General features: G+C 69.7%; 17 protein-coding genes and 2 pseudogenes. 9 read left to right on the plus strand and 10 right to left on the minus strand.

Annotated features, from left to right (window positions below):
• Positions 1–122: 122 nt before the first annotated feature.
• The 5 genes and pseudogenes from IR155_RS14050 to IR155_RS14070 all read left to right on the plus strand — a co-directional run.
• Positions 123–1,016 (plus strand): annotated as a pseudogene (locus IR155_RS14050) (IS3 family transposase); the annotation flags it as partial.
• A gap of 146 nt (positions 1,017–1,162) precedes the next feature.
• Positions 1,163–1,795: a tyrosine-type recombinase/integrase gene (locus IR155_RS14055; RefSeq protein ID WP_228067280.1), complete on the plus strand. Its 633-nt coding sequence runs from the start codon at positions 1,163–1,165 to the stop codon at positions 1,793–1,795.
• Positions 1,758–3,713 carry a tyrosine-type recombinase/integrase gene (locus IR155_RS14060; protein WP_135115431.1) on the plus strand — a complete coding sequence of 652 codons (1,956 nt, stop codon included), beginning with the start codon at positions 1,758–1,760 and terminating at the stop codon, positions 3,711–3,713. The genes IR155_RS14055 and IR155_RS14060 overlap by 38 nt, the downstream gene beginning before the upstream one ends.
• A complete protein-coding gene (locus IR155_RS14065) occupies positions 3,710–3,997 on the plus strand; it encodes a DUF6262 family protein (RefSeq protein ID WP_135115432.1) in 288 nt (95 codons plus the stop codon). The genes IR155_RS14060 and IR155_RS14065 overlap by 4 nt, the downstream gene beginning before the upstream one ends.
• A gap of 65 nt (positions 3,998–4,062) precedes the next feature.
• Positions 4,063–4,260: pseudogene (locus IR155_RS14070) on the plus strand (integrase core domain-containing protein); the annotation flags it as partial.
• Positions 4,261–4,483: 223 nt separating this feature from the next.
• Here the strand turns inward: IR155_RS14070 and IR155_RS14075 are convergent.
• The 7 genes from IR155_RS14075 to IR155_RS14105 all read right to left on the minus strand — a co-directional run bounded on the left by IR155_RS14075 (position 4,484) and on the right by IR155_RS14105 (position 10,809).
• Positions 4,484–5,344 carry a sulfotransferase family 2 domain-containing protein gene (locus IR155_RS14075; protein WP_209306781.1) on the minus strand — a complete coding sequence of 287 codons (861 nt, stop codon included), beginning with the start codon at positions 5,342–5,344 and terminating at the stop codon, positions 4,484–4,486.
• Between the two features lie 171 nt (positions 5,345–5,515).
• Positions 5,516–6,238: a class I SAM-dependent methyltransferase gene (locus tag IR155_RS14080; protein ID WP_135115433.1), complete on the minus strand. Its 723-nt coding sequence runs from the start codon at positions 6,236–6,238 to the stop codon at positions 5,516–5,518.
• A 62-nt stretch (positions 6,239–6,300) separates the two neighbouring features.
• Positions 6,301–7,209: a sulfite exporter TauE/SafE family protein gene (locus tag IR155_RS14085; protein WP_135115434.1), complete on the minus strand. Its 909-nt coding sequence runs from the start codon at positions 7,207–7,209 to the stop codon at positions 6,301–6,303.
• Between the two features lie 82 nt (positions 7,210–7,291).
• Complete coding sequence (locus tag IR155_RS14090; RefSeq protein WP_135115435.1) at positions 7,292–7,750, minus strand: RrF2 family transcriptional regulator; 459 nt, start codon at positions 7,748–7,750, stop codon at positions 7,292–7,294.
• Positions 7,751–7,853: 103 nt separating this feature from the next.
• The gene (cysN, locus tag IR155_RS14095) at positions 7,854–9,104 is read right to left on the minus strand and encodes a sulfate adenylyltransferase subunit CysN (protein ID WP_135115436.1); all 1,251 of its coding nucleotides are present in this window, start codon (positions 9,102–9,104) and stop codon (positions 7,854–7,856) included.
• Positions 9,105–9,106: 2 nt separating this feature from the next.
• Positions 9,107–10,015 carry a sulfate adenylyltransferase subunit CysD gene (cysD, locus tag IR155_RS14100; protein ID WP_135115437.1) on the minus strand — a complete coding sequence of 303 codons (909 nt, stop codon included), beginning with the start codon at positions 10,013–10,015 and terminating at the stop codon, positions 9,107–9,109.
• A gap of 14 nt (positions 10,016–10,029) precedes the next feature.
• A complete protein-coding gene (locus IR155_RS14105) occupies positions 10,030–10,809 on the minus strand; it encodes a 3'(2'),5'-bisphosphate nucleotidase CysQ (protein WP_167760803.1) in 780 nt (259 codons plus the stop codon).
• Positions 10,810–10,935: 126 nt separating this feature from the next.
• Between IR155_RS14105 and IR155_RS14110 the strand changes: the two genes are divergently transcribed.
• Together IR155_RS14110 and cysC are read left to right on the plus strand one after the other, a co-directional pair.
• Entirely contained in the window at positions 10,936–11,880 is a 945-nt protein-coding gene (locus IR155_RS14110; protein ID WP_209306782.1) for a sulfite exporter TauE/SafE family protein, read from the plus strand.
• Positions 11,881–11,896: 16 nt separating this feature from the next.
• Complete coding sequence (gene cysC / locus IR155_RS14115; protein WP_135115438.1) at positions 11,897–13,057, plus strand: adenylyl-sulfate kinase; 1,161 nt, start codon at positions 11,897–11,899, stop codon at positions 13,055–13,057.
• A gap of 27 nt (positions 13,058–13,084) precedes the next feature.
• Here the strand turns inward: cysC and IR155_RS14120 are convergent, their stop codons facing one another.
• Both IR155_RS14120 and IR155_RS14125 read right to left on the minus strand, forming a co-directional pair.
• The gene (locus tag IR155_RS14120) at positions 13,085–13,855 is read right to left on the minus strand and encodes an ABC transporter ATP-binding protein (RefSeq protein WP_135115439.1); all 771 of its coding nucleotides are present in this window, start codon (positions 13,853–13,855) and stop codon (positions 13,085–13,087) included.
• A 4-nt stretch (positions 13,856–13,859) separates the two neighbouring features.
• Entirely contained in the window at positions 13,860–14,699 is an 840-nt protein-coding gene (locus IR155_RS14125; protein ID WP_228067281.1) for an ABC transporter permease, read from the minus strand.
• Positions 14,700–15,041: 342 nt separating this feature from the next.
• On the opposite strand from IR155_RS14125, the gene IR155_RS14130 reads away from it, so the two are divergent.
• On the plus strand, positions 15,042–15,476 hold the full coding sequence (locus tag IR155_RS14130; RefSeq protein WP_135115440.1) for an OmpA family protein: 435 nt from the start codon (positions 15,042–15,044) through the stop codon (positions 15,474–15,476).
• 41 nt (positions 15,477–15,517) lie between these two features.
• Positions 15,518–17,665: a glycosyltransferase gene (locus tag IR155_RS14135; RefSeq protein ID WP_167760804.1), complete on the plus strand. Its 2,148-nt coding sequence runs from the start codon at positions 15,518–15,520 to the stop codon at positions 17,663–17,665.
• Here IR155_RS14135 and IR155_RS14140 read toward each other — a convergent pair.
• A complete protein-coding gene (locus tag IR155_RS14140; RefSeq protein WP_135115442.1) occupies positions 17,566–18,843 on the minus strand; it encodes a glycosyltransferase family 4 protein in 1,278 nt (425 codons plus the stop codon). The two genes, IR155_RS14135 and IR155_RS14140, sit on opposite strands and share 100 nt — an antisense overlap.
• Positions 18,844–19,094 lie beyond the last annotated feature (251 nt).

Here is a 19,094-nt window from a genome sequence, read left to right on the forward strand (position 1 = left end):
AACGGGATCATCGAGCTCCACCGCCGCCTCGCCCGCGGCTACCGAAACCGGCACAACTACCGCCTCCGCATGCTCCTCGCCGCCGGCGGCCTCACCCCATGACCCCCACCGGAAGTCCGAAGAGCCCCAAAATGATCTACCCGCTCGTCCGCGAGATGGCCGCGACCGGCGCCCCTGTCAGGGTGCCGGTCGCGGTGGCGTGCCGGGTGCTCGGGTTCTCCGAGCAGGCGTACTACCAGTGGCTGAAGAACCCGGTCTCGGCGCGGGAAGCAGAGGAGCAGCACCTCATCGAGGTGCTCCGGCAGCTGCACGAGGAGGACCCCGAGGGTGGGTACCGGGTGCTCGCCGATGACCTGGCTGATCTCGGCTACCGGGTCTCGGAACGGCGCGTGTGGCGGCTGTGCCGGGCCGCAGGGATCAGGTCGGTGATCACGACCCGCAAGCGCCGTTACCGGAAGGCGGGCCCGCCTGTGCACGACGATCTCGTGCAGCGCGACTTCACCGCCGATGGCCCCAACCAGCTGTGGCTGACTGACATCACCGAGCACTGGACCGGTGAGGGCAAGCTGTACCTCTGCGCGATCAAAGACGTGTGGGCGAACAAGATCGTCGGCTACTCGATTGACTCGCGGATGAAGGCCAGGCTCGCGGTGAACGCGCTCGAGATGGCCGTCGCGCACCGCGGCAACCCGACCGGTGTGATCGTGCATTCGGATCGAGGCAGTCAATTTCGAGCCCGCCGATTCGTGAAGGCCCTCAAGCGCCACCACCTGCGTGGGTCGATGGGCCGCGTCGGGGCATGCGGAGACAATGCGGCCATGGAGAGCTGGTTCTCGCTGCTGCAGAAGAACGTCCTCGACCGGCACCCCTGGGCCAGCCGACACGAGCTCCGGCTGGCGATCGTGCGATGGATCGAAGGGGTTTACCACCGCAAGCGCCGTCAACGTCGCCTCGGGAAGCTGACCCCGGTCGAGTTCGAGACCATAATGATGGAAGCCGTCGCCCTGGCGGCCTAACCCCGGACTCAATCAAAGCCTCAGCAGACCCGCTCGCGGCGATCTCGGGGTTGTTCACGTATGCGGGGCTGCGGGACCCGGCCAGACGCAACCCGGTCCCGCGGGGCAGGGAAGCGCGTTGGCGGTCGAGCGGGGAGCGGTCGGGGATGCTCGCTCACACGGTCCGCCGCCCAGTCTCGCGGTCCGCGCTGCGGTTGCGGGAGCCGCGCCGGCTGCCGGTCGCACTGTCACCGGAGGACGCGGCGACGCTGGTGGGGAGTCTGCGGAGTTGGCGGGATCGGGCGATCGCGGGGCTGATGCTGTGGTGCGGGCTGCGGTCGATGGAAGTCCTCGGCCTCCACGTGAAGGATGTCGATATCGGCGGACGCTGGGTGACGGTCACCGGCAAGGGCGCGAAGCAGCGGCGGGTCCCGCTGGATGCGGATGTCGCGTCGGTGATCGACGTCTACCTCCTCGCCGAACGTCCCGAGTCGGACTCCGACGTGTTGTTCCTGGTCGGGAAGGGCCCGCACCGGGGTGGTCCGTTGACGGCGGCGGGGTTGCGGACGGTGTTCCGCTACCACCGGGGCTTGACCGGGGTGACCGGCGGGCACCCGCACGCGCTGCGACACACGTTCGGAACCGTCCTCGCCGAAGCTGGTGTTGACCTCGCGGTGATGCAGGCTCTCCTCGGTCACGCGCATGTCGATACCACAGCCCGTTACGTCCACCTCGCTCCTGCTCACGTGAAGGCCCAGTTCGATGCGGCTCGCGAACGCATCCGCGCTCAGCAGCGGTGACGTCCCGCTCGCGTCGCTACGAGGCGATGATTTGCGGGACGCGTATCTGGATCACCTGACGGCGACCGGTCGCGGGAACCTCCCCTACGAGCGGGCCGCACGACGGTTCTTCGAGACCTGGCCCGACCCGCAAGACTGGGCCGCGACGCCGCTCGCGGAGCGGTTGTCGGCAGTATCGGCGATGCGTCCGGTGATCACGTTCTTGATGCTGCACTGCGGGTTGCGGCCGGGATACGACTACCTGCTGTCGCGGAAGCTGTCCCCGCTTTGGCGGGAGATCAAGACCAGCCCGCTGCGAGCCGAGATCGACGGGTTCCTTCACGAGGCCGAACAGCTCGGGTTCACCGCCCGGACCCGGCTCGCGACCGGCTCCCAGGTCCCGATCCGGCTGCTGATCCAGACGGGCAAGCCGATGCGGCAACTCACCCTCCACGACCTTGAGGAGTTCGCCGCGGCCTGCCGGGAACGCGAGCACGAGACGGGGCGGGGCGCGAACCACTATCTCGCGGCGATCAGCATGACCCACATGGTGTTGTTCCATCTCGGCGTCCTCGATTCCCCGCCCCGCAGCGGCGGTCCGATCCCCTACGAGGAGCGGCTCGCCGACGTGACCGCAGCGTTGCGGGCGGAGCTCGTCGGCTACCTGGAACGCAAACGCGCGACCTGCGACCGCAAGACGGTATCGGCGATGGCGACCCGGCTGAAGCACTTCGGAGTGTTCCTCACCGAGACCGACCCTGCGTTGACGTCGGTGAGGGATCTGGATCGGCGACGTCACATCGAACCGTTCCTCGCCTCGCTGGTCGACGCGGTCAGCGACAAGGACGGCGCCCCGATCAGCATCGGCGACCGAAACCGCAGAGTTGTCGCTGTCGCGACGTTCCTGCGCGACATCACCGAATGGGGCTGGGACGCCGCGCCACCTCGGAAGGTGCTGTTCCGCGACGACATCCCCAAGCTCCCGCAATTGCTGCCCCGCTACCTCCCGATCGATGCCGACCGGCGACTCACCGCTGCTTTGACCGAGCATCCCGACAACGAGCTGGCGGCGCTGGCATTGCGGTTGCAACGCGCCTGCGGGCTGCGGATCGGAGAGCTGCTCGACCTCGAGTTGGACTGCGTCCACGAGCTCGACGGGAATGGGGCCTGGCTGAAGGTCCCGCTCGGCAAGCTCGCCACCGAACGCATGGTCCCCCTCGATCCCGAGACCCTCGAGGTGATCGACCGGGTTACCCAGATCCGCTCCCACGGCAGACCACTCCCGCACCCCCGATACCGGAGGCCCGCGCAGTTCCTGTTCACCTACCTCGGCCGCCGGCTCACACAGCAGGGCGTCCGCCGCGAGCTCGACCACGCCACCGAAGTCGCCGGGCTCGGGCACGTCACCTCCCACCAGCTGCGACACACCTACGCGACCGCACTGGTCAACGCCGGCGTCTCCCTGCAAGCACTCATGGCGCTCCTCGGCCACCAGTCCGCGGAGATGAGCCTCCGCTACGGGCGCCTGTTCGACGCGACCGTCCGCACAGAATACGAACGCGCCCTCGACCTCGCGAAACAGAACACCCCGGTCGTCGCTGCCGGAGACGCGGGCGCGCGCACCCAGCTGCCACTCACCGTCATCACCGGCGGACACGACTGGAAAGACACCCCGCTGCTGAAGTCCCGCATGGCCGGCGGATTCTGCCTCCGCGCCCCAGCGCAGGGAGCATGCAGCTACGCCAACATCTGCGAGCACTGCCCCTCCTACCGCGCAGAGCCCTCATCCCTGCCGATCCTCGCCGCGCAACGCGTCGACGCCGAGGCTCTCGCCCGCGACGCAGAACAGCGAGGATGGATCGACGAGGCCGAACGCCACCACAAACTCATCGCCCGCCTCGACGCCCTCATCGCCGACACGGAGACCCAGACCGGATGACCAGCCCCACGCTGAACAAGATCGAACGAGCCTGCGCCGACCTCACCCGAAACGGCCGTCCGATCACGATCTCCGCGGTCGCCGAACACACCGGAATCTCCCGCTCCACGATCTACCGCAACCCCGAACTCCGCACCGTCATCGAGCACCACCGCGAAGACGCCGCCGACGGCAGCATCACCGCGATCACCGACGAGCTCGCGACCCTCCGCCAAGCCGTCCAGACCCTCGCCGACACCGTCCGCCACCACGACGCGCAAATCCGACGCCTCACCCGCGGCTGACCGCGTTACCCGGCCAAACCCAGACCCGAGGCCGATTAGCCGGATAATCGGCCGACAACGCCCTCGCCGAGAGCTTCAACGCGGCCCTCAAGCGCGAACTGCTCGAAGGCCGACCCGCGTTCCCGAACGCGCCCACGGCCTACCGGGCCGTGTTCCGGTGGGCGAACCGCTACAACACCCGCAGGCGCCACTCCGCGATCGGCAACATCACCCCGAACGCCTACGAGACCGCCACCTTCGCTATCCTCACGGAAGCGGCATAACCGAAATGACACCGTGTCCACGATCCGGGGTCAAGGCCCCTTAGTGGGGACCGCGCTCCCGTTTCCCTCGTCGTATGTTGCGCCGCGCGCGGACTTGGGGCGACGCACCGATGCGCGGCAACAGGCAGCTCCAAGGTGCATCGCGGCCATCCGCCAGCTCCCGCGCTCGGCGCCGCGGCGCCCTTCCGCGATGAGCCCGAATTAGCTCGGCGGCGTCGCCGAGCTACTCGGAGTCGGCCGCCGTCGTGATGTTCGCAAGCTGATCGGTTGCGATGCGGTGGAGTTCGATGTCGCCTCGGTTTGCCTCGAGGAGCCGCTCATAGAACTCTTCTCCGACATCCTCGCGAAGCGCGGCGAGACGATCCTCCAGAGAGTCGGAGCGCTCCGCGGAGATGTTGCGGCGCACAGGCTCGAGCTGGATGTCGTCGTACCCGCGCTCGCGAAGCAGCGACTCGAGCCGTGCGAGAGACGCGTCGAACTGCTCGACGACGCCGACAAAGGGGAGGTCCTCGAGTGCTCGGGTCGCGCGCTCCAGCTCGGACTCACGAGATTGCGGGTACAAGTGCGCCAGGCGATTCGCATGGAAGTCTCGGCACTGGCGATCGGTTGGGATCGAGAGGCGCACGTCGATGTATCCGCGCAGGGTCGTGTTGCGAGCGAGCGTCGACCCGAAGCCGCTGTCGCGTTGACGGCGCTCGAAGCTGTAGGCGGATGCGATGCGATCGAGGGGATGCCTGAGGAAGACGATCGGAAAGACCTCGCGATCACTGAGCTCCGGCGGCGGGAGGAACCCGGTATGCGTCGAATAGCAGTCGGCCGTGTCGGCGCTCAGCCAGCTCTGCACCTGTCGCCGGTTCTCATCGGCGCTGCTGGGGAACTCACGCGTCGTCCAACGATCCCCGAAGTACTGCTGGAACATGGCATCGAGCGACGTTCCGGCGTTCTTGAACAGGTGGTAGTGCAGGATCGCCGGTGGGCGGCGGGTGGGATCTGCGGAGGCCTGCTCGATGGGGGTCTCGGCCTCCGTCGCCGTCGACGCAGGCTCTTGCGGTGATCGTGAATGGGTGGTCATGTCTTCCTGCATCCGCTCCTCAAGCTCCAAGTGCGTTCGACTTCCTTCTAGGTGATTGCGGCTTCCCGAGCCCCATCTAATCGCACCCACGTCGAGCCCCGCGAATCCGCGGCGGTTGCGGACCTGTCGGGACGATCCCGGGACGGAGGCCGAGCGGTGTCTCGTCTGTCGTTGCCGTCGTGGTCAACGCACGGGAGTGCGGTTGCCGTTCTCCCGGTTTTCTCCCTTCTCGATGATCACGAGATTGTGATAAGCGTGGATCGCGACAACGTGTGCGTCGGTGTACGTCGGCGCAGCACCGTCGGGGCGCCATTCCTCCCAGTTGAGGCCGTCGAGCAGATCCTTCACAAGGCCCATCGTCTTCGTGCGGTCCTGAAGGTCGGGTGAGCCGCCGAACGCTGGCCAGTACGACGTCTGCGTGTCTTCAATCGCGTAGATCCCGCCATCGGCAAGGAGGGGAAAGAGGAAGCCAAACGTCGCGCGGATATGCTGCGGATTGTGGCTTCCGTCGTCCACCACGACAGTGGGGCGCCCGTGCTCCGCGACGATCTGTTCGATCACGGACGGGTCGTCCTGGCTGCCACGGTGGGGGTGGATCCTGGGCTCGCGCACGAACTCCTTGTCCTGAATGTCGAGACCCACGATCTGGGCGCGGGGGAAGAACTCCTTCCACATCCGGAGCGATGCCCCGCCCTGGCCTGGCGAAGCGTAGCCGCCGATCCCGATCTCGAGCAGCATGAACTCCTCGTCACGCAGGTGACCGAGATGGCGTTCGTAGTGAGGGGTGTACCAGTGCTGGAAGTTCCCGTCGCCGCCCCATTTATCGGTGCCGAACCTGATGGCCAGATCCGTGAGCGAGGGCCGGACCGATCCCAGCGAGGGATCCTGCGGTGTGTTCTGCGACATGGGGACCTCCGGGGTCAGCCTAGGCGTTCGATTGTCGGGGCGGGCTCGTCGACGGAACCGCTTCACTCCGCCGGCTGCCGAGCGTGCGCCCGCTCGGCCGAGTCGATGCGACGCAGCAGCAGGTGCGCGCGAGTGCTCCACGCGACCGCGGCGATCCAACCCGCGACGATGATGCCGTAGACGATCCACGTCACGGGGGCCTCCGCCGCGATCCAGTCGCTGCGCAGCAGCGTGCGTGCGTTCGTCAGGATGATCACGCCGCCGACGAGCGAGCCGAGGATGCGCGGCGGCACCAGCCGCACCAGCCACGCGGCGATGGGGGCCGCGATGAGGCCGCCGACGAGCAGCCCGATCGCCCACGACCAGACGATCCCCTCGCCCGCCAGCCCCACGAGGAATCCGAGGCTCGCCGCCACGGCGACGAAGAACTCGCTCGTGTCGATGGTGCCGATCACCTTGCGTGGCTCCATGCGGCCGCTGGCCAGGATCGCCGGCGTGCCCACCGGGCCCCAGCCGCCTCCGCCCGTCGCGTCCATGAAGCCGCCGACGAGGCCCAGCGGCACGAGGAATCGACGCCGAAGCGGCTTGTCGGTGCGCGCCGGCATGCCCCGCACCGTGAATCGCAGCAGCACATACAGCCCCAACCCGAGAAGGATGAGCGACATCAGCGGGCCCGCGATCTCCGTCGAGAGCCACGAGAGGAATGTGGCGCCGGCGAATGCGCCGATCGCGCCGGGGATGCCCAGCTTCGCGACCACTCGCCAGTCCACGTTGCCGAACCTCCAGTGGCTCGCGCCCGAGGCGAGCGTGGTGCCGATCTCGGCGAGGTGGACCGTCGCGCTCGCCGCCGCGGGGTTGGCTCCGATGGCGAGGAGGAGGGTCGTCGACGTCACCCCATACGCCATGCCCAGGCTTCCGTCCACGAGCTGAGCCGCGAGCCCCACGAGGGCGATGAGCAAGAGAGTCTGCATGCCCAGGAGCATACCCTATTAAACAAGTCGGAATAGTAGAGATATCGTGTGCGCCGTCACGCCCCGGACCGGCGGGGCCGGCCTACGGCTGCGTCCAGGCGGCGTCGTCCTCGGTGAGGGACGTGATCAACGAGGGCAGGCGTCCCGCAGCGAGATCCGCCACCGTGACCGACTCGAGCACCGCGCGCACGTTTGCGCGCAGCGCCACCCAGACCTGCAGCAGCGGTGCCGCCGCCCCCGTGAACTCGAGGTCACTCGGGCGCGCGTCCCGCACCCAGACGAGCGGGCCGTCCACCGCGCGGATGACGTCGGCCACCGTGATCTCGCTGGCGGGGCGCGCGAGACGGTGGCCGCCGCGGGCGCCGCGCTGGCTGATGATGATGCCCGCGCGTCGCAGCGCAGTGAGGATGCCCTCGAGGAATCGGTGGGGGATGTCCTGCTCGGCCGCGATCAGCTCGGCCGAGACGGGCTCGTCGACCGCCTGCGCCGCGAGCTGTGCGACGGCGCGGACGGCATAGTCGGCCCGGGCGGAGATGCGCATCGCACCATTATCCGTGACGACGTCCGCAGCTGCCGGCGCGTGCGCTAACAGCGGAGGGGCGCATCCTCGTCAGGACGCGCCCCTCCACATGGACTCGGATCGTTCAGTCCGCTTCGTTGATCGTGCACGCCGCGACCGTGGAGTTGGTCGCCTCGTCGATGAGCACGAACGCGCCGGTGTTGCGGTTACGGACGTACGGGTCGACCACCAGGGGCGACGTCATGCGCAGCGTGACGCGCCCGATCGCGTTGCGCGACAGGGAGTCGACGCCCTGCTTGCGGTGCAGCGTATTGATGTCGAGCTCGTACTGGATCGCCTTCACGACGCACCGCGCTTCGCGGCTGTTGTGGAGCACGGCGTACTTCTTGCCGACGACCATCGGCGCGTCGTCCATCCAGCAGATCGTGGCGTCGATGTCCTGCGACACCGTGGGCTGGTTCTTCGGCCGCGCGATCACGTCGCCGCGCGAGATGTCGATCTCGTCCTCGAGGCGGATCGTGACCGACATGGGCGGGTACGCCTCGTCGATCTCGCCGTCGGCGGTGTCGATGGCCGCGACCCGCGACGTGAGCCCGGAGGGCAGGACGACGATCTCGTCGCCCTTCTTGATGAGGCCGCTCGCCACCTGGCCCGCGTAGCCACGGTAGTCGCGCACATCGTTCTGCTGCGGGCGGATCACGTACTGCACAGGGAAGCGCACGTCCTGCAGATTGCGGTCGGCGCCGATGTAGACGTTCTCGAGGTGGTGCAGCAGCGACGGCCCGTCGTACCACGGGGTGTTCTCCGAGCGCGTCACCACGTTGTCGCCCTGGAGCGCCGAGAGCGGGATCGCCGTGATGTCGGTGATGTTCAGGCGCGAGCTGAAGTCGTAGAACTCGTCGCGGATGTCGGTGAACACCTGCTCGTCGAAGTCGACGAGGTCCATCTTGTTCACCGCGAGCACCACGTGCGGCACGCGCAGCAGCGACGCGATGGTCGCGTGCCGGCGCGACTGCTCGATGACGCCCTTGCGCGCGTCGACGAGGACGATCGCCAGGTCGGCCGTCGACGCGCCCGTGACCATGTTGCGCGTGTACTGGGTGTGGCCGGGGGTGTCGGCGATGATGAACTTGCGCTTGGGGGTCGCGAAGTAGCGGTAGGCCACGTCGATCGTGATGCCCTGCTCGCGCTCGGCGCGCAGGCCGTCGGTCAGCAGGGAGAGATCGACGTACTCGTTGCCACGGCTCTTGGACGTCTCCTCGACCGAGAGCAGCTGGTCCTCGAAGATCGACTTCGAGTCGTACAGCAGCCGGCCGATGAGCGTGCTCTTGCCGTCGTCGACCGAACCCGCGGTCGCGAATCGCAGCATGTCCATGTTCAGAAGTACCCCTGCTTCTTCCGGTCTTCCATCGCGGCCTCACTGACCTTGTCGTCGCCGCGGGTCGCGCCGCGCTCCGTGATGCGGGTCGCGGCCACCTCCTCGATGATCTTGTCGATCGTGTCGGCGTCCGACTCGACCGCCGCGGTCAGCGTGGCGTCGCCCACCGTGCGGTAGCGCACCATGCGCGGCGATACCTCCTCGCCGTCCTTCGGCGGGCAGAACTCGTTCGCCTCGAACACCATGCCGCCGCGGACGAAGGTCTGGCGCTCGCGGGCGAAGTAGATGCGCGGGATCTCGACGTTGTCTTCCTTGATGTACTGCCAGATGTCGAGCTCGGTCCAGTTCGACAGCGGGAAGACGCGGATCGACTCGCCGGGGTGCACGCGCCCGTTGTAGAGGTTCCAGATCTCGGGGCGCTGGTTCTTCGGGTCCCACTGGCCGAACTCGTCGCGGAACGAGAAGACGCGCTCCTTGGCGCGCGCCTTCTCCTCGTCGCGGCGTGCGCCGCCGAGCATCGCGTTGAAGCCGTGCTTCTCCACCGTCTCGAGCAGCACGGGCGTCTGGATGCGGTTGCGCGAGCCGTTCGGCTCCTCGCGCACCAGCCCGCGATCGATCGCCTCCTGCACCGAGGCCACGATCAGGCGCAGACCGTGCTTCTCGACGTACTGGTCGCGGAACTCGAGGATCTCCGGGAAGTTGTGGCCGGTGTCGATGTGCACCACCGGGAAGGGCAGGCGCGCGGGCGCGAAGGCCTTCATGGCGAGGTGCAGCATGACGAGCGAGTCCTTGCCGCCCGAGAACATCAGCGCCGGCTTCGACAGCTGCGCGACGACTTCGCGGATGATGTGGATCGACTCCGCCTCCAGCTGTCGCAGCTGGGAGAGCGTGTAGTGCGCTTCGGTCATGTCCGAGATTCCTTTCACTCGGGCTGGGCCGCGAGGGCATCGGCGATCGCGCCCATGATGCGGTCCTTGAGCTCGGGCCGGCAGACGACGAGATCGGGCAGGTACGGGTTGGGCTGGTTGTACAGCAGCTCGGAGCCGTCGAGGCGCGACGTGTGCAGCCCGGCGGCCCGCGCAATGGCGATCGGGGCCGCCGAGTCCCACTCGTACTGGCCGCCGCCGTGGATGTAGGCGTCGGCCTGTCCGGTGACGACCGAGCAGATCTTCACGCCGGCGGATCCCATCGGCACGAGCTCGGCCCCGAGCGCAGCGGCGACGTGCTCGACGAGCTGGGGCGGCCGCGTGCGACTGACGGCGATGCGTACGGGGCCATCCTGGGCCGGGGCGTGCTCGTCGACCTCGCTCGACACGAGCACGCGTTCCGGGCCGCCCAGCGCGACGGCGCCGAGTGCGAGCATCCCGTCGACCACGAGGGCCGCGTGCACGGCCCAGTCGTCACGCCCCTCGCTGAACTCGCGCGTGCCGTCGAGAGGGTCGATGATCCAGACGCGCGACGCGTCCAGACGCGCCGCACTGTCGGCGGCCTCCTCGCTCAGCACCGCGTCCGCGGGCGCAAGCTCGGTGAGTGTCGCGGCGATCACGAGCTGCGCCTCCGCGTCTCCGAGGTCCTTGAGCGCGCGGCCGTCGAGAGTCGGGTTGGCGTCGCGCACCTCGATCAGACGGCGGGCGGCCGCCTCGGCGACAGCGCGTGCGATGTCCGCATCGGCGGCGCGAGCGGCGGTGTCCAGCGAATTCACGTGTCGGCGTCATCCAATCGGCGAGAGGGCGGCCTTCCTGACACTACCCCAGCTGCGGAGACTCGCCCGCCATTTGCGCAATGCGGGCAGCGGTAGTGCCCGTGCGTGATGTTAGCGTCGGTTCTCGTGGATTGGGAACTTGCGCTCGCGGCGCTCGGCATCGGCATCGTCGTCGGTCTCACGGGCATGGGCGGCGGCGCGCTGATGACGCCGACTCTCGTGCTGTTCTTCAACGTCCCGCCCCTGACGGCGGTCTCGAGCGACCTCGTGACGTCGGCGGTCATGAAGCCCGTCGGCTCGCTCGTGCACATGCGGCACGGCACCGTGCACTGGAAGCTCGTGCTCTGGCTCATGATCGGATCCGTGCCGGCCGCGTTCGGCGGGTCGCTCGTCATCGCGGCCGTCGGGCCCCTGACCGGCGTGCAGGCCTTCGTGAAGACCGCGCTCGGCTGCGTGCTGCTGCTGGCCGCCGCCCTCATCTTCGTGCGCGCCTACATCGGAATGCGCAACCGCGCGATGGAGCGGCGCGCCGGCACGACTACGAAGCGCCAGGCGAGCGCCGAGGTGCGCGTGCGCGTCGTTCCCACGCTGATCATCGGCATCGTCGGCGGCCTCATGGTGGGCCTCACGTCGGTCGGATCCGGCTCGATGATCATCATCTCCCTGATGCTGCTGTACCCCTTGCTGGCGATGAACAAGCTGGTCGGCACGGACCTCGTGCAGGCCGTGCCGCTGGTGATCGCGGCGGCACTGGGGCACCTGCTGTTCGGCGAGGTCGACTGGGCCGTGGTGCTGCCGCTCATCATCGGGTCGGTGCCCGGAGCGTGGATCGGCGCTCAGTTCTCGTCAAAGATCCCCGGCGGCTACGTGCGGCGCGCCTTGGCGGTCGTGCTGCTCGCGGCGGGACTGAAGCTGCTGAACGTCGACAACGTGACGGTGCTCGTCGCTGCTGTCGCCGCGGTCGTGGCCGGGACGTTCGGATGGATGGCCCTGCGTCGCACGCACGGGCTACCGATCACCCTTCGCCACGAGCGTCGCCTGCGTGAGTCGTCGGACGACCGTGCGAACTGAACGGACCGGAACAGACATGTCGAATTCCCGCGTCACGGTGACGAACGAGCAGCTGCGCGATGTCGAGCTCGCGCTGGCTGGCGCGTGGGGCGGCGCCGTGACGCTCCAGCTGCCGCCTATAGGCGGTGAGGTCATCGAACTCGCGGACGGCGAGGGCACGGTCGTCGCGTCGCTGCACGTCGGATCATCCTCGCCGGTGCCGACGGCATCCGCCGTCCGCGAGGTCGTCGGGGAGGGTGAAGCCCCCGCTCCGGCTCCCGTCCATGCCGTGACCGGCACGGTGCGCCCCGAGCGGCCATTCGGGCACCGGGACCGTGTGGACCTGCGGGTGACTGTCGCCCCGCGGCGGGCGGACGCCGCGATCGTGATCACGGGCGACGTCCCCGCGGCCGACGATGACCTGTGGCGCGACGCGCCCGCAGACGCGGTCATCGTCGTGCTCGACCGCGGCGACAGTCACGCTCTGGCCGACGCCCTCGGTGCCGTCGCTGCTGTCGGACGAGACGCCGTGGTGCTGCCGGCGCCCGCGCGGCATGGGCGCGACGAGGCGCAGTGGATCGACGCGGTGCGCCACGCGGCGCGGGCGCTGGTCGCGTCCGAGGCCACCGTGTGGGAGACCCCGCTCACGCCGTCTCCCGGGCGCGTGATCCTGCTCACAGGGCTCTCCGGCTCGGGCAAGTCCACGATTGCGAAGCTGTTGGTCGAACGTCTTGCCGACGTCGACCCGCGGACCGTCAGCCTGCTCGACGGCGACGAGGTGCGCCTGATCCTGTCGTCGGGTCTCGGCTTCTCGCGCGAGGACCGCATCATGAACGTTCGTCGCATCGGCTGGGTCGCCGCCCTCGTCGCCAAGCACGGCGGCATCGCGGTGTGCGCGCCCATCGCGCCCTACGCCGTGATGCGCGACGAGATGCGCGCCCGCGCCGAGGAGGCGGGGCGCTTCCTGCTCGTGCATATCTCCACGCCGCTCGAGGTGTGCGAGCAGCGCGACCGCAAGGGGCTCTACGCCAAGGCCCGCGCGGGCGAGGTGCCGCAGTTCACGGGCATCAGCGACCCCTACGAGGTGCCGTCCGACGCGGACCTCGTGATCGATGCTTCGGTCGTCGATCCCGAGGGCGCTGTGGATCGAATTGTCGAGGTGCTGGGCCAGGTGGACGTGCGTGCGGATCAGCGATGACTCGAGTTGCGCCACGACGAAGGGGGACTACCCCAGGTCGCGCTGCGCACGCGTGAGTGGGCGATTCGGATAGTCGGCCTCGTACTGTTTCAGTACATCTTCGATGGGGGCATCCATCTGGAGCGTGCCGCGGTCGAGATACAGACCACGTGTTGTGAAACGCCGCATATTGCTGGCACTGTGGCCGACGAAGAACAGGGTCTTGCCGTCGCGCATCATGCCCTCGATGCGGTTGTAGCACTTGTCGCGGAACGTCTTGTCGCCCACCGCGAGAACCTCGTCGACGAGGAGTATCGGCTCGTCCAGCTCGGACACCACCGCGAACGCAAGTCGCGCTTTCATGCCCGAGCTCAGGTGCTTGAACGGGGTATTGACGAACTTCTCGAGCTCGGCGAAGTCGAGGATCGAGTCGAACCGACGGTTGATTTCCTTGCGGGGCATGCCGTGCAGGCCCGCGACGATGTTGACGTTCTCTCGAACAGTGAGGTTTGCCTCGAACCCGCCCGTGATCTCAATGAGTGGCGCGACGCCGCCGTTGACTGTTACTCGCCCCTCGTCCGGCTTCAGCACGCCAGCCACGAGCTTTAGGAGCGTCGACTTGCCCTGGCCGTTGCGGCCTACCACGGCGATGCCCTCGCCCTGTTCCACGCGGAAACTGACGTTGCGGAAAGCCCAGAACTCGTCCGGTCGTGTGCGGTTCTCTGCCCGCCCAAACATGTCTCTGAGGCTTCGGCGCCCGCGACGGTTGCGGCGGAACTTGATGCCAAGCCCGCGCGCTCGGATGGCTACTTCGGCCATAAGATCACAGATCCTTCAGGACGGGACGGACGAGCACCGGAAAGACGATGATGCCGAGAGCGAGGATGCCGAAGCTGATTGCGAAGCTGGCCACGATCGAGCCGGTGTTCCAAAGCTCCGGCCAGTATCCGAGGCGATACATGGTCAGGATGCCGTACATCGGGTTCACCCGATCCACCCACTGCAGCCACTCCGGAAGGTGGCTGAGGTCGAACAGGATAGGTGAGCAGAAGAAGAGCACTCGGATGACGAGCTTAGTGACCCGAGCGAGATCGCTGATCAGGATGCAGAGGGGCGCCAGCACCAAGCCGAGGCCCACACATAGCACCGCCTGCAGCAGGAATGCGACCGGGAACCAGACGATGCCGGGGCCGATCGGCATCTGGAAGAGGAGGAGCGCAGCCGCAAGTATGGGGAATGTGAGCGCGTAGGACACCGCCGAGCTCAGGACGACGCGACCGACCCAGATGGTGTTCGATGCGCCTGTGGAGCGGACGAGCTTCTTGTCCCTGGTGAACGCGCTCGTCGAGTCGCTCACCGCGGTCGTGAACCACTGCCATGGAAGCAGCCCACTGATCAGGAACATTGCGTAAGGCTCGACTCCACCGTGCCGCTCGAAGACGACGGTGAACAGGAACCAGTAGATGGCGCACATCAACAGCGGGTCCAGCACCGCCCAGATGTAGCCGAGCCACGTTGTGGCGTACTTCACGCGGAGGTCGCGGCTCGATAGAAGCCACATCGCGTGAAAGTAGCGCCGCGTTGACCCCTGGCGCCCGACCGTAGTCGCCGTCACGAGGCGCTCACCTGCCTGCCGCGTGTCACGGGTCGGCGCGCGGCCCAACGCGATATTGCGCCGTGTGATCGGCCGAGCTGAGGGCAATGATCCATGCGTGGCGTATGTCCTTCGGGAGGGGGAGGGCGCTTCGAGGCTACCGCCGCTTCCGGAGCCTGAACGGAACGACGCTACCTGATTCGCGCTTGAGGGGGCCTGGGCGAGGGGTCACGGGCCCCGTCAGGGGGCGGCGATCGGTATACCACTCAGCGGGAGCAGAATCGCTACTCTTCTGACTCATGAGCCGATTCCGAAAGTCCCCCGCACTCGGTATCGCCCTGCTCGCGACGATCATCCCGCTGATGACCGCGTGCACGGGCGGCTTCGGGGGGCGGTGAGCCCGACCCGGAGGTGACCGAGGCGATCGAGTCGGCGCTCGATCCGGCGTCGGACGGCGAAGCGGTCGCCCTCGACGTGCTGTTCCCCAGCGGGCAGTCGACGCTCAAGAGCGAGGCCGAGAACCTCGTGGACCAGGCCGCCCGGGCGATCTCGGGGTCCGCGACGGGCGGCACGATCTACGTCGTCGGGCACACCGACGACGTGGGCTCCGCGCGGTCGAACCAGACCCTGTCGGAGAAGCGCGCGGACTCCGTGGCGTCGCGGCTGAGGGGTGAGCTCGGATCGGGGTTCGACATCCGGCCGTCGGGCAAGGGCGAGTCGGAGCCCGTGGCGGAGGGGACGTCGTCGGAGGCGCGCGCCGCGAACCGCCGCGTGGAGCTGTCGTTCGACATCGCACCGGATCAGCGGACGACCGAGACGCCGACGCCGAGCGCGACCGCGGGATGAAGCGCCGCCGCAGGCCCGGCGGCGCGGTCCCGCGGAACCCCATGACATACAGTCGTGCCGTGCGCGTGCTCCACTCCACCAAGGCCGCACCGGCCGAGACGACGCGGTACGCCACGCACATGGCGGCGATCGCCGGCGACGACGTCGACGTGTCCTTCTTCTCCTGGCCGCGCGCGCTGTTTGGGCGCTACGACCTGTTCCACCTGCACTGGCCCGAGGCGTTCGCGGCCGACGGCTGGGGGCCCAAGCAGCTGGCCGGCACGCTGCTGACCCGCCTGCTGCTGCTGCGCCTGCGCCTGACGCGCACGCCCGTCGTCTACACGCTGCACAACCACGCCCCGCACGACGGACCCGTCTCGCGGCGCCTGCGCGCCGTATACCGGGGGTTCGCGCGGCTCACGCGCACGGAGATCCACCTCGTCCCCGAACCGGATCGCCTCACGTCGGCGGAGACGGTGCGGATCCCGCACGGCAGCTACGTCGAGCCGTTCGCCGCGCATCCCCGCTCCGAGAGCGTGCCCGGACGCGCCCTGTTCTTCGGCCTGATCCGCCCGTACAAGGGCATCGAGACGCTGCTGGCCGCGTTCGCCGAGACGGACACGGACGACGCGGCGCTGCGCGTGGTCGGCCAGCCGCTGGACACGGCACTCGCGGGCACGATCGAGCGCGCCGCAGCCGCCGACGCACGGATCAGCCACCGGTTCGGGTTCGTGCCCGACCGCGACCTCGTGGCCGAGGTCACCGCCGCGCAGCTGGTGGTGCTGCCGTACCGCGAGCTGCACAGCTCGGGCGCCGCGCTCGTCGCCCTGTCGCTCGAGCGGCCCGTGCTCGTGCCCGACACCCCCACGACCCGCGCGCTGCGCGACGAGGTGGGCGACGGCTGGGTGCACATCTTCACCGGCACGCTCACCGCCGACGCGCTCGCCGCGGCGATCCGGGCCACGCGCGAGCGCCCCGCCGCGCCGCCCGACCTGTCGGCCCGTACGTGGGATCGCGTGCGCCGCGCCCACGTCGACGCCTACCGTCGCGCGCTCGCCGGGCCCGCCGCCGACCGCGAGACCGTGTTCGCCTGGCTGTGGGGGCAGGACGACAACCTCGGCGACTCGGCGCTTCGCCGCGGCTACGCCGACGCCCTGCGCCGCCGCGGACCCATCGCCGCATACGTGGAGGACGCGTCCTCCGACTACATCTCCGGGCTCGGCCTGCAGCCGGGCGACCGCGTCTTCACGGATCTCGGGGCCTGGCTCGCCGCCGCGAACGCCGCGGCACGACGCTCGCCCGCGACCCTCGCGATCAACGCTGGCGAGTTCAGCCTCTCGGGCGGGTACACGCTGCGGCTGCTGCGGATCCTGCCCGCCCTGCGCCGGTTCCGGCGCCGCGGCGGAGCCGTCGTGTGGCTCGGCGCCGCCGTGCCGGCCCGCCGTCGGGGCAGGACGTGGCTGTTCCTGCGCCTGTACCGCGCCGCCGACCTGGTGCGCTGGCGCGACCAGACCACGAGTGAGGTGTTCGCCCCCGCGCCCGCCATGCCCGACTGGGCCCTGGGCCTCGAGCCGCAGGGCGCCGCGCACGATGCGCCGCGCCGCACCCTGGGCGTCTCGCTGCGGTTCGACCGCCCGTACCCGTCCGCCGAGTGGATCCGCGCGGTGCGCGAGACGGCCGAGCGCCTCGGGCTCGAGATCGTGACGGTCGCGCAGGTGCGGCGCGACTCGGCTTACGCCCACCGCCTCGCGCGCGACCTCGGCGGCCGCGCGGTCGCGTTCGGCGGCGTGTCGCACGCGACCCACGAGCGCGTGCTGCGCGGCGAGTACGCGGGCATGCGCGCGATCCTCAGCGACCGGCTGCACGCGCTGCTGATCGCGCAGACCGAGGGCGCCGTGCCGCTCGCGTGGACCGAGGCGGCCGCCGACAAGCTGCGTCGCCACTTCGACGCGCTCGGCCTGCCGTGGGTCACGGCATCCCCGGATCAGCGGATCGCGTGCCTGCGCGCGGTCGACGACGCCGCGCTCACCGCGCACGCGGCCGATTCCGCCGCGCGGCTCGCGGCGGCGCGCGCCGCGCTCGACGAGGTGCGCGACGTGCTGGCGGGGGATCAGTGGCGCCCGGCGCCCCGCCGGGCCGCGCCTCGCTCGACGACGCCTCGCTCGACGACGCCCCGCTCGAACACAGCCCGCTCGAACACCTCGGCGTGACGCCGCGCCACGGCGCAGTCGTCCATGAGCCCCTCCGTCGCGGGCGCGGCGGCCGCCAGCGCCTCGCGCAGTGACGCGTCGTCCACCAGGCGCCGCAGCGCCCCGGCCAGCGCGTCGACGTTACGCGGCGCGACGAGCAGGCCGTTCACGCCGTCCGCGATCCACTCCGCCGGCCCGCCCTCCGCGGCCGCGATCACGGCCCTCCCGCGCGCCAGGTACTGCAGCACGTTCTGCCCCAGCGGCTCGGCGCGCGTCGAGTACTGCACGCACACGTCCAGCGCGTCGATCCGCTCGCGCACGTCGTCGCGATGCCCCGCGAACGTCACGTTCCGCAGCCCCAGCTCGGCCGCGAGCGCCCGCAGCCGCCGCTCGTGCTCGGCGTGCCCGAACGCCGGCCCGCCAACGAGCGTCAGCGTCGCGCGATCGTCGACGCCCGCGGCCGCGTACGCGCGGATCAGCTCCTCCTGGCCCTTCCAGGGATCCAGGCGCGCGACCATCCCGATCCGCACCGGCGCGCCTGCCGCCTCCGACCCGGATCTCCCGGGTCCGGGATCCGCGACGGGCATGCCGATGGGGCTCGGCACGACCTCGACGAACTGGCCGCGGCGCAGGAACGGCCGCACGGTGCCGGCCGTCGAGGCCGAGTTGGCGATGAACCCCGCCGCGCGCCGCACCGCCGTGCGCCGGAAGGCGAGGAAGCCGATCCGCCCCATCGCCTCGGGCTCCCCCCGGTCGCGCAGGTGCACCACGAGGGGAGCGCGCGTGCCCGTCAGCGCGAGTGCGGCGTACACCGCGGCCCGCGTCGAGTTCGCGTGCACCACGTGCGCGCCCCGGAACGCGCCGCTGCGCCGGATCGCCAGCGCCTGCCGCACCAGCGACGCCGCGAACCGGACGGCCGCCCACGGCGTCGCGCGCGACGCGCCGGGCCGCTGCGGCGATCCGGCCCGGATCACGTGCACGCCCCGCGCCTCCAGCCCCGCGAACGCGCCGGCGTCCGGGTCCGGGTCGCGATCCGCCCCGCCGGACGCGTCGGCGTCCCCCGGACGGGGCAGGACGAGCCGGGCGTCCCAGTCGCGACACGGGCTGCCCAGCAGCCGCGCGAGCGCCAGCTCGGCGCCGCCGCGCTCGACCGTGTGCGCCACGTGGGCGACGGTGAGGACCTCGGGACGCGCGGGCACGCGATCAGCCTACGGGCGACACGCCGGGCGGCCCCCACCGCACCCGGTAACGTCGACAGCGACCGCGACCGTCAGCCCCTCGCCGAGAGACCACGGAGCACGATGTCGATCAAGACCTGGTTCACCGAGACCCTCAACCCGAAGCGCTGGTCGACGAGGATGCGCGTCATCGTCGCGAGCGGTCTCGTGCTCGTGCTCGTCGCCGCCGGCGTGATCGCCGCGTTCGCGCTGCGCCCCGGCCCGTCCGAGAC

This window comes from Microbacterium paludicola (genome assembly GCF_015235415.1).
GTDB classification, from domain to species: Bacteria; Actinomycetota; Actinomycetes; order Actinomycetales; family Microbacteriaceae; genus Microbacterium; species Microbacterium paludicola.